General features: G+C 39.5%; 13 protein-coding genes. 8 read left to right on the top strand and 5 right to left on the bottom strand.

Features of this window, described 5'->3' with window-relative positions; translation table 11 throughout:
• Nucleotides 1–35 precede the first annotated feature (35 nt).
• Complete coding sequence (locus Q8S25_RS04850) at nucleotides 36–656, bottom strand: 7-carboxy-7-deazaguanine synthase QueE (RefSeq protein WP_305535403.1); 621 nt, start codon at nucleotides 654–656, stop codon at nucleotides 36–38.
• Nucleotides 656–1,534: a bifunctional 5,10-methylenetetrahydrofolate dehydrogenase/5,10-methenyltetrahydrofolate cyclohydrolase gene (locus Q8S25_RS04845; protein WP_305535401.1), complete on the bottom strand. Its 879-nt coding sequence runs from the start codon at nucleotides 1,532–1,534 to the stop codon at nucleotides 656–658. The genes Q8S25_RS04850 and Q8S25_RS04845 overlap by 1 nt, the downstream gene beginning before the upstream one ends.
• 171 nt (nucleotides 1,535–1,705) lie before the next feature.
• On the opposite strand from Q8S25_RS04845, the gene Q8S25_RS04840 reads away from it, so the two are divergent.
• The 3 genes from Q8S25_RS04840 to Q8S25_RS04830 all read left to right on the top strand — a co-directional run bounded on the left by Q8S25_RS04840 (nucleotide 1,706) and on the right by Q8S25_RS04830 (nucleotide 6,815).
• Nucleotides 1,706–4,927 carry a SusC/RagA family TonB-linked outer membrane protein gene (locus Q8S25_RS04840; protein ID WP_305535399.1) on the top strand — a complete coding sequence of 1,074 codons (3,222 nt, stop codon included), beginning with the start codon at nucleotides 1,706–1,708 and terminating at the stop codon, nucleotides 4,925–4,927.
• Between the two features lie 18 nt (nucleotides 4,928–4,945).
• On the top strand, nucleotides 4,946–6,388 hold the full coding sequence (locus tag Q8S25_RS04835; protein ID WP_305535397.1) for a SusD/RagB family nutrient-binding outer membrane lipoprotein: 1,443 nt from the start codon (nucleotides 4,946–4,948) through the stop codon (nucleotides 6,386–6,388).
• A 118-nt stretch (nucleotides 6,389–6,506) separates the two neighbouring features.
• Complete coding sequence (locus tag Q8S25_RS04830) at nucleotides 6,507–6,815, top strand: DUF3467 domain-containing protein (protein ID WP_295185054.1); 309 nt, start codon at nucleotides 6,507–6,509, stop codon at nucleotides 6,813–6,815.
• 313 nt (nucleotides 6,816–7,128) lie between these two features.
• Here the strand turns inward: Q8S25_RS04830 and Q8S25_RS04825 are convergent, their stop codons facing one another.
• Both Q8S25_RS04825 and radC read right to left on the bottom strand, forming a co-directional pair.
• Nucleotides 7,129–7,884 (bottom strand): hypothetical protein, encoded by a 756-nt coding sequence (locus Q8S25_RS04825; protein ID WP_305535394.1) that lies wholly within the window; start codon nucleotides 7,882–7,884, stop codon nucleotides 7,129–7,131.
• A 440-nt stretch (nucleotides 7,885–8,324) separates the two neighbouring features.
• Nucleotides 8,325–9,014: a DNA repair protein RadC gene (gene radC, locus Q8S25_RS04820; RefSeq protein ID WP_305535392.1), complete on the bottom strand. Its 690-nt coding sequence runs from the start codon at nucleotides 9,012–9,014 to the stop codon at nucleotides 8,325–8,327.
• Nucleotides 9,015–9,088: 74 nt separating this feature from the next.
• Between radC and Q8S25_RS04815 the strand changes: the two genes are divergently transcribed.
• Both Q8S25_RS04815 and Q8S25_RS04810 read left to right on the top strand, forming a co-directional pair.
• The gene (locus Q8S25_RS04815; RefSeq protein WP_295185059.1) at nucleotides 9,089–10,045 is read left to right on the top strand and encodes a ribose-phosphate pyrophosphokinase; all 957 of its coding nucleotides are present in this window, start codon (nucleotides 9,089–9,091) and stop codon (nucleotides 10,043–10,045) included.
• 37 nt (nucleotides 10,046–10,082) lie between these two features.
• Nucleotides 10,083–10,673 (top strand): 50S ribosomal protein L25, encoded by a 591-nt coding sequence (locus Q8S25_RS04810; RefSeq protein WP_305535388.1) that lies wholly within the window; start codon nucleotides 10,083–10,085, stop codon nucleotides 10,671–10,673.
• 84 nt (nucleotides 10,674–10,757) lie between these two features.
• Here Q8S25_RS04810 and Q8S25_RS04805 read toward each other — a convergent pair whose 3' ends face one another.
• Nucleotides 10,758–12,035: a sensor histidine kinase KdpD gene (locus tag Q8S25_RS04805; RefSeq protein WP_305535386.1), complete on the bottom strand. Its 1,278-nt coding sequence runs from the start codon at nucleotides 12,033–12,035 to the stop codon at nucleotides 10,758–10,760.
• 97 nt (nucleotides 12,036–12,132) lie between these two features.
• Between Q8S25_RS04805 and pth the strand changes: the two genes are divergently transcribed.
• From pth to Q8S25_RS04790, 3 genes are read left to right on the top strand one after another with little or no spacing between them, the layout of a single operon-like run.
• Entirely contained in the window at nucleotides 12,133–12,708 is a 576-nt protein-coding gene (gene pth / locus Q8S25_RS04800; protein ID WP_305535384.1) for an aminoacyl-tRNA hydrolase, read from the top strand.
• Between the two features lie 51 nt (nucleotides 12,709–12,759).
• Nucleotides 12,760–13,371, top strand: coding sequence for a fumarylacetoacetate hydrolase family protein (locus tag Q8S25_RS04795; RefSeq protein WP_305535382.1), 612 nt, complete (start codon nucleotides 12,760–12,762; stop codon nucleotides 13,369–13,371).
• On the top strand, nucleotides 13,371–15,437 hold the full coding sequence (locus Q8S25_RS04790; protein WP_305535380.1) for a thiamine pyrophosphate-dependent enzyme: 2,067 nt from the start codon (nucleotides 13,371–13,373) through the stop codon (nucleotides 15,435–15,437). Before Q8S25_RS04795 ends, Q8S25_RS04790 begins: the two co-directional genes overlap by 1 nt.
• Nucleotides 15,438–15,442 lie beyond the last annotated feature (5 nt).

The following is a 15,442-nucleotide window of genomic DNA, read 5'->3' as shown; positions in this document are numbered from 1 at the left end:
TTTTTTACAATAGAATGACAAAGCATCAATAATTACTAAGGAATATTTAAATACTTGTGTACCTGTAAACTCAGCCTCCATTGCGGGTTTGCTTGAATATAGTCTAAAATAAGTGGAGTCATTTCAGCTGCTTTATCCCATTCTGGTTGAAGGTATAATTTGCAAGAAGGATTCACTAAAGCAGCATATTTTTCGGCCCATGCAAAATCGTGTTTATTAAAAACCACCACTTTTAATTCATGTGCTTTAACAATCACTTCATCCAATGGAGCTTTAAATTTTTTAGGCGATAAACATATCCAATCCCAATGGCCACTTAAGGGCGAAGATCCCGATGTTTCAATATTGGTTTCAAAACCAGCAGCATGTAACTCATTGGTTAATGCATCTAGTTGGTGCATCAAAGGTTCGCCACCAGTAACAACAGCCAATGTTCCAGGGTGCGAACTTGCTTTTGCAACTATTTCTTCAATGGATACCATTGGATGTTTAGATGCATCCCAACTGTCTTTTACATCGCACCAAACACAGCCAACATCGCAACCCCCCAACCGAATAAAATAAGCAGCCCTACCTTGGTGTGCACCTTCACCCTGAAGCGTATAAAAAGCTTCCATTACGGGTAATTGTAAAGTAGTATCTAAGGCTATACTCATTATCCTCTATTGTTTTGGTAAGCTTGTAAAGTGTTTTTGAGTAACCCAGCAATAGTCATCAACCCAACTCCTCCAGGAACAGGTGTGATGGCACTCGCTTTGGGTGCTACATCATGGTACAGCACATCTCCCTTTATTCTAAAACCTTTTTTTGCAGTGGCATCATCTACACGGGTAATACCCACGTCTATAATTACAGCCCCTTCTTTAACCATATCAGCAGTAACAAATTCTGGCTTACCCAAAGCCGCTACCACTATATCAGCCTGTAAACAAAGTTCTTTCAAATTAGGTGTATGAGAGTGGCAAAGGGTAACAGTAGCGTTTCCTTGTGGAATATTACTACTTAAAAGTATACTCATAGGGCGGCCTACAATATTACTTCTGCCAATCACCACCGCATGTTTTCCTTTAGTATTTATATTATAGTGTGCCAAAAGCAATAAAATGCCATAAGGGGTAGCTGGAATAAAAGTAGGTAAACCTTGAACCAATCGGCCAATATTGCTGGGATGAAATCCATCTACATCTTTTCTAGGATCAATGGCTTCAATCACTTTTTCTTCACTTATATGCTTGGGCAAAGGCAATTGTACCAAAATGCCGTCTATATCAGGGTTGTTATTGAGGGATTGGATGGTTCCTAAAAGGGTAGCTTCGTCCGTTTGTGCATCGAGTCTTATTAAAGTAGACTGAAAACCAGTCTCTTCGCAATTTTTCACTTTACTGGCCACATAGGTTTCACTGGCTCCATTATTTCCCACCAAAATAGCGGCTAAATGCGGGGTAGGCTTCCCTTTTTTAACTAATTCCGCAGTTTCTGCCTTTAATACTTCTTTTACAGCTGCCGCAGCCAGCTTGCCATCTAATACTAACATTCGGTAAAATTACCACAAATAAGGCTGAATGGTCAAAAATTAGCTTTGTGGAGGCAAAATATTAGATATTAATTAAAAGATAATTTTTATAGACGGTAGTAATAGAAAAAATCCTACATTAGCACTATTGTTAAAATCTTTAACAATTTTTGTAAAACTAAAACTTAACACATGAGAAAAAGTCTGACACTGTTGGCGTTTGCGTTGTTGTGTACCATAACAACCTTCGCTCAAACAGTCCTCGTGCAGGGGCAGGTGACCGATGATCGCGGTCCAGTGCCTAACGCAACCGTGCAGGAAAAAGGCACAAAAAACATCACACGTGCCGATGAGCTGGGTAAATTCAGCTTTAAAGTGAAGCAAGGATCTCTAGTTGTGGTAACTGCAGTAGGCCATGCGCCTTTTGAGTTTGCAGCAACAACTGGATACCAAAACGTTAAAATAGCCACTTTAGCTGGAGAGCTAGAAGAGGTTTTTGTAACAAGCGCATTTGGCGTTAAAAAATCACAGAGAACAACTCCTTTCAGTTCTCAAGTAATTAACGACGAAAAATTGAATGTAATTCGTCAGCCAAACTTAAACAACGCTTTAGCGGGTAAAGTAGCTGGGGTTCAATTCAGAGGTCAATCTTCTGCTAAATTGAACGATCAGGGTTTCCTTCGTATTAGAGGTGGTGGATCTTTGGGAGACCAGGGTGCTATCTATATTGTTGATGGAACTATCACCAACTCTTTTGATATTAACCCAGACGATGTTGAAGATATTACGGTATTAAAAGGTGCGAACGCTACCGCTTTATTTGGTAGCCGCGCTGGTAACGGTGCCATTGTTATTACTACCAAAAAAGGTAGAGCAGGAAAAGGCATTGGTGTAGAAGTAAACCAGTCTACAACTTTTGACAAAGCTGCTTTCATGCCTAACTACCAAAATGAATATGGTGGTGGTGATGGTGGTTGGTTAACTTTTACTTATAACCCTACTATGCCAGCAGAATGGCAAGCATTAAACGGTAAGCGTTACCGCGATTTTACCGATGATGCATCATGGGGTCCAAAAATTGATGGTTCTGAGTATATTCCTTGGTATGCATTTATTCCAGGTCATTCAAGATCAGGAAAAACTGCCAGCTTTACTCCTCAACCTAACAATGCAAGAGATTTCTGGAATACCGGTGTTACTGCTAATACCAACGTAAGTTTCTCTCAAAGCAATGGCGCTGGTCAAAGCTTAAGGGTTTCTTATACCAACCAGAACATCAAGGGTATGTTACCTAACACCAAGTCTTTAAGACATAATTTGAATGCAAATTTCTCAATGGATTTGGGTAGCATTTTCACTATTGGAGCCAACTTAACTTATACCAATCAGTTAATCAGTGGTGATTTCTCTGATGGATATGCCAACAACTCATCTGGTAACTTTAGCCAGTGGTTCCACAGAGATCTAGATATTAATATCTTAAAAGAATTATCTGGTATTAGAACGCCAATAGGAACCATTCCTTCTTGGAACTTCCGCAGAAACCCAGGTTCTTGGAGTGCAGCTGCACCACAGAACAGTGTTTGGGCAGGTAACTACTGGTACAATCCTTATTCTTATTTTGAAAACATTCAACGTAACCAACGTCGTGATCGTTTATACGGAGACGTAAACTTGACTGTTAAGTTTTCTAAAAACTTAAAGTTCAAGGGTAGCATCCGTAAAGATCAGTTCAACGGAAACGTAGAGAATATTGATCCTAATATTCTTCAATCTTCTGGTGGACAAACAGGAGTATTGGCATCATATGCAACCAGCAATACAGTTAACAATGAGTGGAACTTTGAAGGTATCTTAAGTTACAACAATACTTTCGGAGACTTCGTAGTAGCTGCAAATGTGGGAGCTAATAGATTGAATATTCGCAACAGAGCGGTGTCTATGAATACCAACCAAGGATTAAACGTTCCAGGTTTATATGCCATTGCCAACTCAAAAGCGGTTCCTTCTATTTCTAATGCAAGATCTGATCAACAAGCAAATTCATTGTTTGCATTTGGAGATGTAGAATTCAGAAAGTACCTAAGCTTAACATGGGCTGTACGTAACGACTGGTTCTCTACTTTACCTTCTTCAAATAATTCATTGTTGTCTCCTTCAATAGGTGGTGCATTTGTATTTTCTGAGTTTACTAAGACTGCATTGCCTTGGTTAAACTTTGGTAAAGCGTTTGCATCATGGGGTAAGAAGCCTAAGACTTTGAACCCTTATGCATTAAACTTGAACTATTCAGTTAACCCATTATTATGGGGTACTAACTTCTTGATGGGAACTCCTGATGGATCACCTGATGCTAACTTACGTGGTGCATTAACTACCACATGGGAAGCAGGGTTAGACTTGCGTTTTGCTAAGAACAAGGTTCGCATGAATCTTACTTATTATAACGAGAACAACAGAGACGAGCCTTTGGGCGTAACAGTATCTGGTGTTTCTGGATTTACTTCTCAAACCATCAATGCTGCATGGGTTAGCCGTTCAGGTCTTGAATTAGAATTGGGTGTAGACCTAATGAAGAAGAAAGACTTTAACTGGACTGTGAATACCACTGTTGCTTACTTATTAGACAATAAAGTAAGAGCATTGGCTCCAGGTTTAACCAGCTATACTTTAGCAGGCGGTTCTTTCGGAACTCGTTTTGCACGTGCTTTCCACTTCGTGGGTGAGCAGTGGGGTATGTTAAGAGGTGGTGGTATTGCACGTAATGCTGATGGCCAACCATTGATTACTACCAATGGATTTAGCGGTGGTTTAGGTTGGTATCAAAGAGATGCATCTAAAGATTGGGGTTCAGTTGTACCTAAGTTAACCGGAGGTTTACAAAACTTCTTTAGCTATAAAAACTTCAATGTTGGTTTAACATTTGACTATCAGTTTGGTGGACGTTTCTTCTCTCTATCTGAGCAGTGGGGAACTTTCTCTGGATTGTTAGATCAAACTGCTGGATTAAACGAAAAGGGCAATCCGAAGCGTGATCCAGTATCTGCAGGCGGTGGTGTTCGTGTAACTGGCGTTGATGCTAGAGACGGAAGAACCCCTGTTGATATTTATGTAGATGCTTATGATTATTTCCACCAGTTTTACTACCAGCAAATTGCTGAACCATTCGTTCACAAATTGTCTTATGCCAAATTGCGTGAGTTAAGCATAGGTTATTCTATCCCAACTCAAAAACTAGGGAAGTTTGGTAAATCTATTCAAGGTGCTTCAATTGCTTTAACTGGTCGTAACTTATTCTTCATCTTCAGAGACTCTAAGAACTTTGATCCATCTGAAATCAGTGGAGTACAAGGGGAAGATGGTCAAATGCCAGGTGCAAGAACAATTGGATTTAACGTTAAGGTATCATTCTAAAACCCTAAAACAATTATCATGAAAAGTATGAATATAAAAAAAGCTGTGCTGTCGTTAGGGGTTTGTGCCACACTAATGGTAGGTTGTAGCAAGGGCATTAATGAATTCGGTGATATAAACCGAAATCCTAATGCAACAACCATTCCTATTACTTCAGCCTTATTAACCAACGTACTAGCCGGTATTGGCGGTAACGTTTGGGGAAATGGTATCAACACAACTGCAGGATTATATGCGCAGTATATGTCTGAAACCCAGTACACCGATATCTCTCGCTATGCTACCACTACCTTAAACTGGGATGGTTTTTATGCAGGAGCTTTGTACGATTTACAAAATATCATTAACACCAATAGTGATCCTGCTACTGCGGCAGCTGCTGGTGAGTTTGGTGCAAATGCCAATCAGATTGCTATAGCTAGAATTTTAAAGGCTTATTACTTTTCTGTTTTAACAGATGCGTACGGTGATATTCCTTATTCTCAAGCATTGAAAGGTAATGGTACCATTCCTTACGATAAGCAAGAGACCATTTACCCAGCTTTGATAGCTGAGTTAAAAGCAGCTAATGCACAGTTTACTACTGGTGCTGCAGTTCAGGGCGATATCATGTATGCCGGAAATACAACTAAATGGAAAAAGTTTGCAAACTCTTTAATTGCTACTTTGGCATTGCGTATTTCTAAAGCAAACCCAACTTTGGGTAAAGCAGAATTTGCCGCAGCTGTTGCTGGTGGTGTAATTGATGCGAATGCAGATAACGCTACCATCACTTATCCTGGAGGAAACTACAATAACCCAGTATATGCTTACTATGTAATTACCCAGCGTTTTGACTATGCGGTAAGTTCAACAGTTGCAGATAAATTAACTGCACTAGGCGATCCTCGTATTGACAAGTTTGGTAATAATCCTAAAGGATTTCCATACGGTTTAACTAGAGCAGATGCATTGGCATGGCAAACCACCAATCCAAGTTTTGGATTCTTGTTTGCTTACACTGCTACTCCTCAAACTATGCCGTTAAGCTTGATTTCTGCTGGCCAAATGTTTTTGGCAAGAGCAGAAGGAGCTAAATTGGGATGGACCACTGAAAATGCAACCACTGTATACAATAGTGGAGTAACTGCAGAAATGAACAGATGGGGTATTACCAATGCAGGCGCTATTGCTACTTATTTAGCACAACCTTCAGTTGCTTTAACAGGAACTGCAGCAGACAACGCTAAAATTGGTGAGCAGCGCTGGTTAGCACATTATCCAGACGGTTTACAAGGATGGTCTGAGTGGAGAAGAACTGGGTTCCCTGCTTTAACTCCTGCACCAGGTGCTGGAAAAGCAATTCCTAGAAGAATTCCTTACGGACCAAACGAACCTTTATATAACCCAACCAATTATGCCGCAGCTGCAGCGTTGTATAACACCAACTCTCAGGATGCTAAAATGTGGTGGGATAAATAGTTAGTTTTTCATTCTCAGTTTTAATTCTCATGGGGGGCCTGTATTCTTACGGGCCCCTTTCTTTTTGAATATGGAAATCAGGTTTTTAAGCCCTACTTTTGGCACTCAAAATTCATGTATGGAACAGCAACCCAACAACCAGTTGAATATAGAAATTTCAGAAGAAGTAGCAGAAGGTGCTTATGCCAACCTCGCTATTATTACCCATAGTAATGCAGAGTTTGTAATCGACTTTGTAAACGTGATGCCCGGCACGCCTAAAAGCAAAGTAAAGTCTCGTATTATTTTTACGCCCATGCATGCCAAGCGTTTTATGAAAGCACTAGAAGAAAATATTGCTCGTTTTGAAGAAGCCAATGGGGCTATTCAAGATTTGGAGCAAATTGAAATTCCGATGCATTTTGGAGGCCCTACTGCGCAAGCATAGTATCTTTTTTTAAAAAGTAACTTTTTCAAAAAAGTTGTTTCGTTCGCTACCCAGTATTGCTTGAATTATAATCCCATCAATTTTGATATTTATCGTTCAGCAATCCTGAAATGCTCACTACACAACTTTTTTTGAAATCCTTTCTATTTCTCAATTCAATTTTTGATAATGCTTACGCCTCGCTCAAAAATTACTTCACGGTATTTATAAAATGTTCTCTCGGTATTTTTTTCAAACTTCCCCTTACCATATCATTTTATGTTGCTGAAATCAACTATTGCTTGGTTTTGCATATTGCTTACGCCGTTCAATGTTATTTTGGTGTGAACCATTCGTATGTTGGGTGAGTGTCAAACTTTTTAATTTTTAATACACCTTGTCTCATTGAAAGATAAAGGACTTCATTGTCAATCAAGATGGACGATGGATACAATATACCCCAATAGAAAGGGGACTTTAAAATTTCTATTGGTTTTAAATCTTTTCCAAACTTAAAAATATATTGACTTCCTACGATTAACTTTTCGTTGTTATGATCGGCAATCAGTTTGGGAATATCATATAAATTGGAAACTGATTGGGTTTTCCAAAAACCATTGACTTTAAATATTTCAATTATTTTTCCAAAATACATTCCTTCAATTGCATATATTTTTGATTGGAATTCAAAAAAATTATTAATAGTTATTCCTTTTTCAATTTCATAAACACCATGTCCTTTCAGATCCATGAAATGCAAGCCACCACTAAATTCTCCATTGTTAAAGCCTATTAAGAATCCATCTGTTGTTTTCTTAACAAACTTTCTCCCCTCAAAATGTTTAAATTTTTTATTGATGAATTTCTTAGAAAAAGGTAAGCTGTCACCCTTATGTTTGCTGTAAGGATTCTGAATGATATCCCATATTCCTCCTGATTGAACAAATACCCAATTGTTTTTTGATTGATTAGCTTTATATATCAGGTCACCCATTGGCAGGGTGTCAATTTTCCAATTCGTTAAGTTGGGGGCTTGTGCCAAACTGAATTGACAAAGCATCAAAAGACTTATGATTGTGATAAATTTCAAAAATATATGTTGAACTTTTTGAATTGTATTTAATAGTTGAATTTACATCACACAACAACAATAATCAATAATTTATTTTTCAACTTTGTAGTTAGATCCAATTTCATTCACCCCGAAAAAAAGAACTTTAATGAAATGGCCAAATAAGAAAAAATAAGTTCATCTTCTTTCAAAACTTGCAAGGAAATGTAATGCTAAGCATAGACAGATGTATGAGGGGATGCTTTAGTAATTTAAATATTGGTGATGCATCTTTCATAAACTTGCGAAAACGAGCATTTCAGGATTGCAAAGCATAATAAGATTTAAAAAAGTGTATATATAATTTAAAAAGTTGCGAAAGCGAGCATTTCAAAAATGCTGAATGAAGAAAGTCTGGATTTTAGTACATGCATTTTTGGGCCGCGAGCGAAGCAACTTTTTAAGTTATAGAGCATCTTTTAAAGCATCCCCTCATCCGCAAAACTAAAATACCCTTCATTACTCACAATAATATGATCGGTTACGATGATGTCTAAAAAAGCAGCAGCATTTTTTATTTTACGGGTCAACATTTCGTCTGCTTGGCTGGGTTTTAGGTTGCCGCTGGGGTGGTTATGACATAGAATAATGCCTGTGGCATTGTGCTCTAGTGCTCGTTTTAAAATGATGCGAGGGTCGGCCACGGTACCGGTGATACCGCCTTCGCTAATAATTTCGAAGTGGATGATTCGGTTGGCCCTATTCAAAAGCACAATAGCAAACACTTCCCTTAGTAAATATTGCATACTGGCTTGCAAATAAGAAGCCACGTCTTTGCTGCTGCTGACTTGTTTTTTCTGAATAGTGTCCGACTGCCTTCTTAGGCCCAATTCAAGGGAAGCGGCAATGGCAATGGCTTTGGCCTCGCCGAGTCCTTTAATTTTGAGGTTCACCAGTTCTTTCACACTTAAAGTGGCCAACTTGTGTAAGTTGTTTTCGGTAGCATTTAATAAATGTTTGGCAATATCGTTGGCGCTTAAAAACGCATTCCCTGAATTAATTAAAATGGTCAATAGTTCTGCATTAGATAAAGCTGCAGAACCCTTTTGCATCAGCTTCTTGCGAGGTTGATCATCCATCGCCCAATCCTTAATAGAAAATTTCCTCATATTATAAACATTAGTTAAATCAAAATACAAAAACCATTTTGAATTAAATACCTTTGCGCCTTACCCACAATTATATGAATCCTTCTGTTAAAATTTTTTCTGGTACAGGTTCGCAAAAATTGGCCGAGAAAATAGCACAACGCTTTGGAGCAACCATCGGTAAAATCAATATCCAAAAATTCAGTGACGGCGAGTTTCAGCCCGTTTTTTTAGAGAGTATCCGTGGAGATTATGTTTTTTTAGTGCAAAGCACGTATGCTCCCACCGATAACTTAATGGAATTGTTGTTGATGATTGATGCAGCCAAAAGGGCAAGTGCTTACAAAGTAATTGCAGTAATACCTTATTATGGATTTGCCCGTCAAGACCGCAAAGACAAACCAAGGGTGGCCATTGGCGCAAAATTAATTGCCACATTATTAGAAGCAGCAGGCGCAGACAGAATCATTACGATGGATCTACACGCAGCTCAAATTCAAGGCTTCTTTGATGTACCAGTGGATCACTTAGATAGTTCAGCTATTTTTATCCCTTATATAGAACAATTAAAGCTAGAGAACCTGGCTTTTGCCGCACCAGACGTAGGCAGCACCAACCGTGTTCGTGAAATAGCCAGCTATTTTAACGCCGAAATGGTTATTTGCGATAAACACCGCAAAAGAGCCAATGAAATTGCTAGTATGGTGGTAATTGGAGATGTAGCGGGTAAAGACATTGTGTTGGTAGATGATATTTGCGACACAGGCGGAACCCTTGCAAAGGCTGCAGGCTTGCTCAAAGAAAAAGGAGCCAGAAGCGTACGAGCATTAATTACACACCCTGTTTTAAGCGGAAACGCCTATGAAAACATTGAAAACAGTGTGTTAGAAGAGCTAGTAGTATGCGATACCATCCCGTTAAGGAAGGAATCGGCTAAAATTAAAGCCATTTCGGTGGCCGATTTGTTTGCCATAGCTATTCGGAATGCCTATGAAAACAAGAGTATTACCAGTCTTTTCATTCATTCTCAGTTAAAAGGGCGTAATAAGTAAGATTTTCCTTACTTTTGCCGTCCAAAAAATAAATACAATGAATACAATTACAATCGAAGGTGTTCTGAGGACCGAACATGGCAAAAAAGCCGCCCGCCAGATTCGCTCTCAAGAAAACGTGCCAGGTGTAATTTACGGGGGTGCGGAGGAGATTAATTTCTATGCTCCAGCTAAGGCATTTAAGCCATTAGTATACACTGGTGAATTCCAATTGGCAGAAGTTTCAGTAGGTGGAAAAAAATACAAGTGTATTTTGAAAGACCTACAGTTTGATAAAGTTTCAGACAGCTTAATCCACGTAGACTTATTAGAGCTAGTAGACAACAAAAAAGTAATTGCAACATTACCATTGAAGTTTACTGGTGTATCTGTAGGTGTTAAAGGTGGTGGCAAGTTGGTAACTAAAATGAAGTCTTTAAAAATTAAAGCACTTCCTAAGGACCTAACTTCTACTATTGAAGTAGATATTACTAGCTTAGAATTAAACGGAAATATTCGTGTTGAAGATGTTAAGACTCCAAATATGGAAATCTTGAACTCACCACGAATTCCAATTGCTTCAGTAGTAATGACTCGTCAGTTAAAGCAGGAAGAAGCAACAGCTGCAAAAGACGAGAAGAAGAAATAATTATCCAACCATTGATAGTTTGGTCCCGATTGCTTGCAGTCGGGACTTTTTTTATGACCCTAATGCAGCAGTCTTAAGCCAACATTATTTAAACAAGGGAACAGTAAAAAAGAAGGTACTGCCAATACCCAACTCACTAATGGCCCAAATTTCGCCGTTGTTTTTATCGAGGAATTCTTTACACAGTTTTAAACCTAAGCCTGTGCCTCTTTCTTTATCGGTACCGTGGGTAGATTGAATAGCGTCTGAAGTAAACAGCATTTCTAATTGTTCTTGTGGCATTCCCATACCCGTGTCTCTAATAGAGATGGTTAATTCTTTGTTGTTGGTAGAATGATTGAAAACGATAGCGTGTTTTTTATTGCTGAACTTAATGGCATTAGATAATAAATTTCGAACAATTAATTTTAAATGATCGGGGTCCATCCAAACGGTTTCATCAAAAGGCTGAAATTGAATTTGTAATTCTTTGGCCTGCCATTGTTGCTTTAATAAATCAATTACTTCTTGTATAACTATGGAAGCACTCACCGCCTGTGGCTTAGTAATGATGCCATTTAATTGGCTTTGACTCCAGGTAAGCAAGTTGTTCATATTGTCTTGCAACTGGTCTATCTGTTTGGTGAAATGATGAGAGAGGTCGTGAAATTCCTCTTTAGAAATATAGTCTCTATTTACTAAATCTAGTGTGCTTTTAAGTTGTGCAATAGGAGAGCGAAGGTCGTGTGCAATAATAGAGAATAGTTTCTCCTTGGTTTTATTGAGGGCTTCTAATTCAGCATTTTTTTGTTCAATGGCTTTTTGTGCAGCCATCTGTTCAAACTTAAAATATTGCAAAGCAACAATAAACGATATTAGGGCACAAACTACATTAAAAAGAACTCTGCCATTAGATACAGAATCATACATGGCTGGGTTGAAAGCCGCGTCGTACCTGATCCAGAAGAAACAAAGGGCATTCACTGCTGTAATAAAAACGATGAATTTTGTTTCGGTATAATAAATGATGGCTACAATAATATTCACCAGCAGGAGTAGTTCGTTGCCATTTCTAAACAAAATACACTGCGCAGTAAAAATGGCCGTAGTAACAATGATAACTAAAAAGCGAGCCAACTGGTATTTCTGTCTAAACTGCGTAATCAAAATTAAAACGCCACCAGCAAAGAGAGTGAAATTAAGCCCAGCCAATAAATACCGTGCTTCTAAAAAATTAACGATAGAGAAATAAAGAAACAAAGGGAGCCCCAATGAAACTACCAGGTTGGTGACCTGTGTTTTTTTCTTTTCTAAAAATGCTAGGTCGTCTGTAACACCAATATTAGCAATGGTATTCCAGAGTTTAATAATGAAGCTGATCACAATAAGGGGTATTGTTAAAGGTCAAATATACCATTAACCGCTAATATTTACAATTTGGAATTGGCTTGCTTGTTAACAGCCATTACTTTTGCAAAGCATGAACAAATTTTTAATCATAGGCTTAGGAAATATAGGGGAGGAGTACAAGCATACTCGCCACAATATTGGTTTTGATGTATTGGATGCATTTGTTCGCAAGCACAATGGATTTTTTAAGAACGATCGCTTAGCCGATATAGCCGAAGTAAAATGGAAGGGTAAAACTTTTATTTGCATAAAGCCTACTACCTATATGAACTTGAGTGGTCGGGCATTTAAATACTGGTTAGACAAAGAAAAAATAGATATTCCACAAACATTAACCATTGTAGACGACTTGGCATTGCCATTAAATAAATTGCGTTTAAGGGGATCGGGAAGCGATGCAGGGCACAATGGCCTAAAAGACATTCAACTGATACTCGGCACCGATCAATACCCCAAACTCAGATTTGGAATTGGCAATAACTACCCCAAGGGCAGACAGGTAGACTTTGTTTTGGGCAAATGGCTGGCCGAAGAACAATACATGGTGAACCAAAAAATAGTCGCTTGCGGAGACATTATTGAATCATTTGCAGCCATTGGGTTAGAAAAAACCATGAATATGGCAAATAATTTAAGCTTTACATAATAAAGGGCCCTCTTTCATAGTTATTAGTGTTGGAACATAATGAGCTGTACTATGAAAATATTTTGCGTTGGCCGAAATTATGCCGATCATGCAAAAGAACTTGGCAACGCCGTACCGGAGGAGCCGGTGATTTTCATGAAACCCAAGACTGCGTTATTGCAGCCCAATACGCCATTTTATTACCCCCAGTTTTCGAACGAATTACATTACGAAGTAGAACTGATTTTGCGCATAGCAAAAAACGGTAAATACATACCCGAGAATCAAGCCAGTAAATACTATGACGCCATTTCGGTGGGCATCGATTTCACGGCAAGAGACGTACAAGCCAATTTAAAAAAGAAAGGACTTCCATGGGAGAAAGCCAAAGCCTGGGACAACTCAGCGGTAGCAGGCAATTGGCTCATGCTATCGAATGAAATGCTGGCTAATCCTATTCATTTCTCTTTGAACAAGAATGGAGAACAAGTGCAGTTGGGCAATACACAAGACATGATATTTTCTTTTGACCATATTGTTTCACATATATCACAGTATTTCTCATTGAATATAGGAGACATGATATATACTGGAACACCAGCAGGAGTGGGAGAATGTGTATCAGGAGATGTTTTGGAAGGATACTTGGAAACGCAAAAAATGTTTGAACTCGAAATTAAATAATGTTAACACCCAGCATATTATTACAGGCTTATAAACTCATGATGACTGCAAAGTCTATGAATGAGACCTACGATGCCAATCGTGCGGTTTGTAAATATGTGCATTCCACTTCAAGAGGACACGAAGCCATACAATTGGCAACGGGCCTGCAATTGGAGCCCTGCGATTGGGTGAGCCCATACTATAGAGACGACAGCTTAATGCTGGCAGTAGGCTTTACTCCCTACGAATTAATGCTGCAATTATTGGCGAAGCAAGACGATCCATTCTCCGGAGGACGATCGTACTATTGCCACCCCAGTAGCAAAGACGAAACCCGACCATCCATTATACACCAGAGTAGTGCCACAGGCATGCAAGCCATACCCACCACGGGATTGGCGCAAGGGGTGCAACATTTAGAAAAGAATTTACCGGGTCGATTAAGAAAATCGGAAGACGGTAGATCACCCGTTGTAGTATGTTCATTGGGCGATGGTTGTATGAGTGAAGGAGAAGTGAGTGAGGCATTGCAGTTTGCGGTATTAAAGCAATTGCCCATTGTATATTTAGTACAAGACAACCAGTGGAGCATTAGTGCCACAGCAGATGAAATAAGAACCATGAATGCGTATGAATATGCATGTGGTTTTAAGGGATTAAAGCGCATGCAAGTAGACGGCAGCGATTTCATGCGATGTTTTGAAACCATGGAGCAGGCGGTTAACTACGCAAGGAACGAGCGCAAACCCGTATTGGTACACGCAAAAGTGCCCTTGTTAGGACACCATACTAGTGGGGTAAGAAAAGAATTTTACCGCAGCCGCGAAGACTTATTAAAACACGGCTTATACGATCCACTCCCTAAATTAAGATTACTCTTAACAGGGGTGGGCTTTACCGATTCAGAAATTAATCAGATAGAGGCAGAGGCATTAGACCTGGTATTGGAAGATTTTAAAAGAGCCCAAGCCGCAGCAGAACCAGATATTAGATCGGTAGAAGAACATGTATTTGTACCCACACCAGTTAGGGAAGAGAAGGGAGAAAGAATGCCGAAGGGAGCAGAGCGCATACTCATGGTAGACGCGGCTTTGCACGCCATAGACGAACTAATGGAAGAACACGAAGAAGCCATTTTATATGGCCAAGACGTGGGTGGAAGATTGGGAGGCGTATTTAGAGAAGCCGCAACGCTTGCAGAAAAATACGGAGAGAACCGCGTATTCAACACAGCCATACAAGAAGCATATATCATTGGATCAACGGTGGGCTTATCGGCCATGGGCATGAAACCGATTGTAGAAATACAGTTTGGCGATTATATTTATCCAGGCTTTAACCAGTTGGTAACCGAAGTATCGAAGTCCTGCTATTTATCGAACGGAAAATATCCCGTACAAATGTTGCTACGCGTGCCAGTAGGCGCATACGGCGGCGGAGGACCTTATCATAGCGGAAGCATAGAAAGCACGTTGTTAAGCATCAAAGGAATTAAAGTAGTGTATCCATCTAATGCGGCGGATATGAAGGGATTAATGAAAGCCGCCTTCTTAGACCCCAACCCAGTCATTATGCTGGAGCACAAGGGACTCTATTGGAGCAAAGTACCCGGAACAGACGATGCGCGCACTACTGAACCATCCAAAGATTATATACTGCCATTGGGCAAAGCCAATATTATTGTCCCAGCCAATATAGAGAGCGTAAGAAGAGGAGAGACCATTTGTGTAATCACATATGGCATGGGCGTGTATTGGGCCAAAGCAGCCGCACAGCGCTATCCAGGGCAAGTAGAGATTGTAGATTTAAGAACATTATTCCCACTAGACGAGGACACCATTTTTAACGCAGTTAAAAGACACGGAAAAGTATTGGTGTTAAGTGAGGAACAACAGAATAATTCATTTGCAGAAGCACTATCACTGCGAATTTCTAACGATTGCTACCATTTTTTAGACGCCAAAGTAGAAGTAATGGGCGCCAAGAATTTGCCTGCAGTACCTATAAACGTTGCATTAGAGTCGGCCATGTTACCCACGGCCAACAAAGTAGCCGAAAGAATCGGCAAATTGTTGAACTACTAGCTTTT

The organism is Sediminibacterium sp. (genome assembly GCF_030695065.1).
Taxonomy (GTDB): domain Bacteria; phylum Bacteroidota; class Bacteroidia; order Chitinophagales; family Chitinophagaceae; genus Sediminibacterium.
The sequence above is the reverse complement of the archived record's forward strand: the minus strand, read 5'-3'. Positions and strand labels throughout refer to the sequence as shown.

What these genes read in the sequence shown, in the direction of transcription:
- Q8S25_RS04850 (WP_305535403.1), bottom strand. Translation starts at nt 656, where the DNA reads ATGAGTATAGCCTTAGATACTACTTTACAATTACCCGTAATGGAAGCT.
- Q8S25_RS04845 (WP_305535401.1), bottom strand. Translation starts at nt 1,534, where the DNA reads ATGTTAGTATTAGATGGCAAGCTGGCTGCGGCAGCTGTAAAAGAAGTA.
- Q8S25_RS04840 (WP_305535399.1), top strand. Translation starts at nt 1,706, where the DNA reads ATGAGAAAAAGTCTGACACTGTTGGCGTTTGCGTTGTTGTGTACCATA.
- Q8S25_RS04835 (WP_305535397.1), top strand. Translation starts at nt 4,946, where the DNA reads ATGAAAAGTATGAATATAAAAAAAGCTGTGCTGTCGTTAGGGGTTTGT.
- Q8S25_RS04830 (WP_295185054.1), top strand. Translation starts at nt 6,507, where the DNA reads ATGGAACAGCAACCCAACAACCAGTTGAATATAGAAATTTCAGAAGAA.
- radC (WP_305535392.1), bottom strand. Translation starts at nt 9,014, where the DNA reads ATGAGGAAATTTTCTATTAAGGATTGGGCGATGGATGATCAACCTCGC.
- Q8S25_RS04815 (WP_295185059.1), top strand. Translation starts at nt 9,089, where the DNA reads ATGAATCCTTCTGTTAAAATTTTTTCTGGTACAGGTTCGCAAAAATTG.
- Q8S25_RS04810 (WP_305535388.1), top strand. Translation starts at nt 10,083, where the DNA reads ATGAATACAATTACAATCGAAGGTGTTCTGAGGACCGAACATGGCAAA.
- pth (WP_305535384.1), top strand. Translation starts at nt 12,133, where the DNA reads ATGAACAAATTTTTAATCATAGGCTTAGGAAATATAGGGGAGGAGTAC.
- Q8S25_RS04795 (WP_305535382.1), top strand. Translation starts at nt 12,760, where the DNA reads ATGAAAATATTTTGCGTTGGCCGAAATTATGCCGATCATGCAAAAGAA.
- Q8S25_RS04790 (WP_305535380.1), top strand. Translation starts at nt 13,371, where the DNA reads ATGTTAACACCCAGCATATTATTACAGGCTTATAAACTCATGATGACT.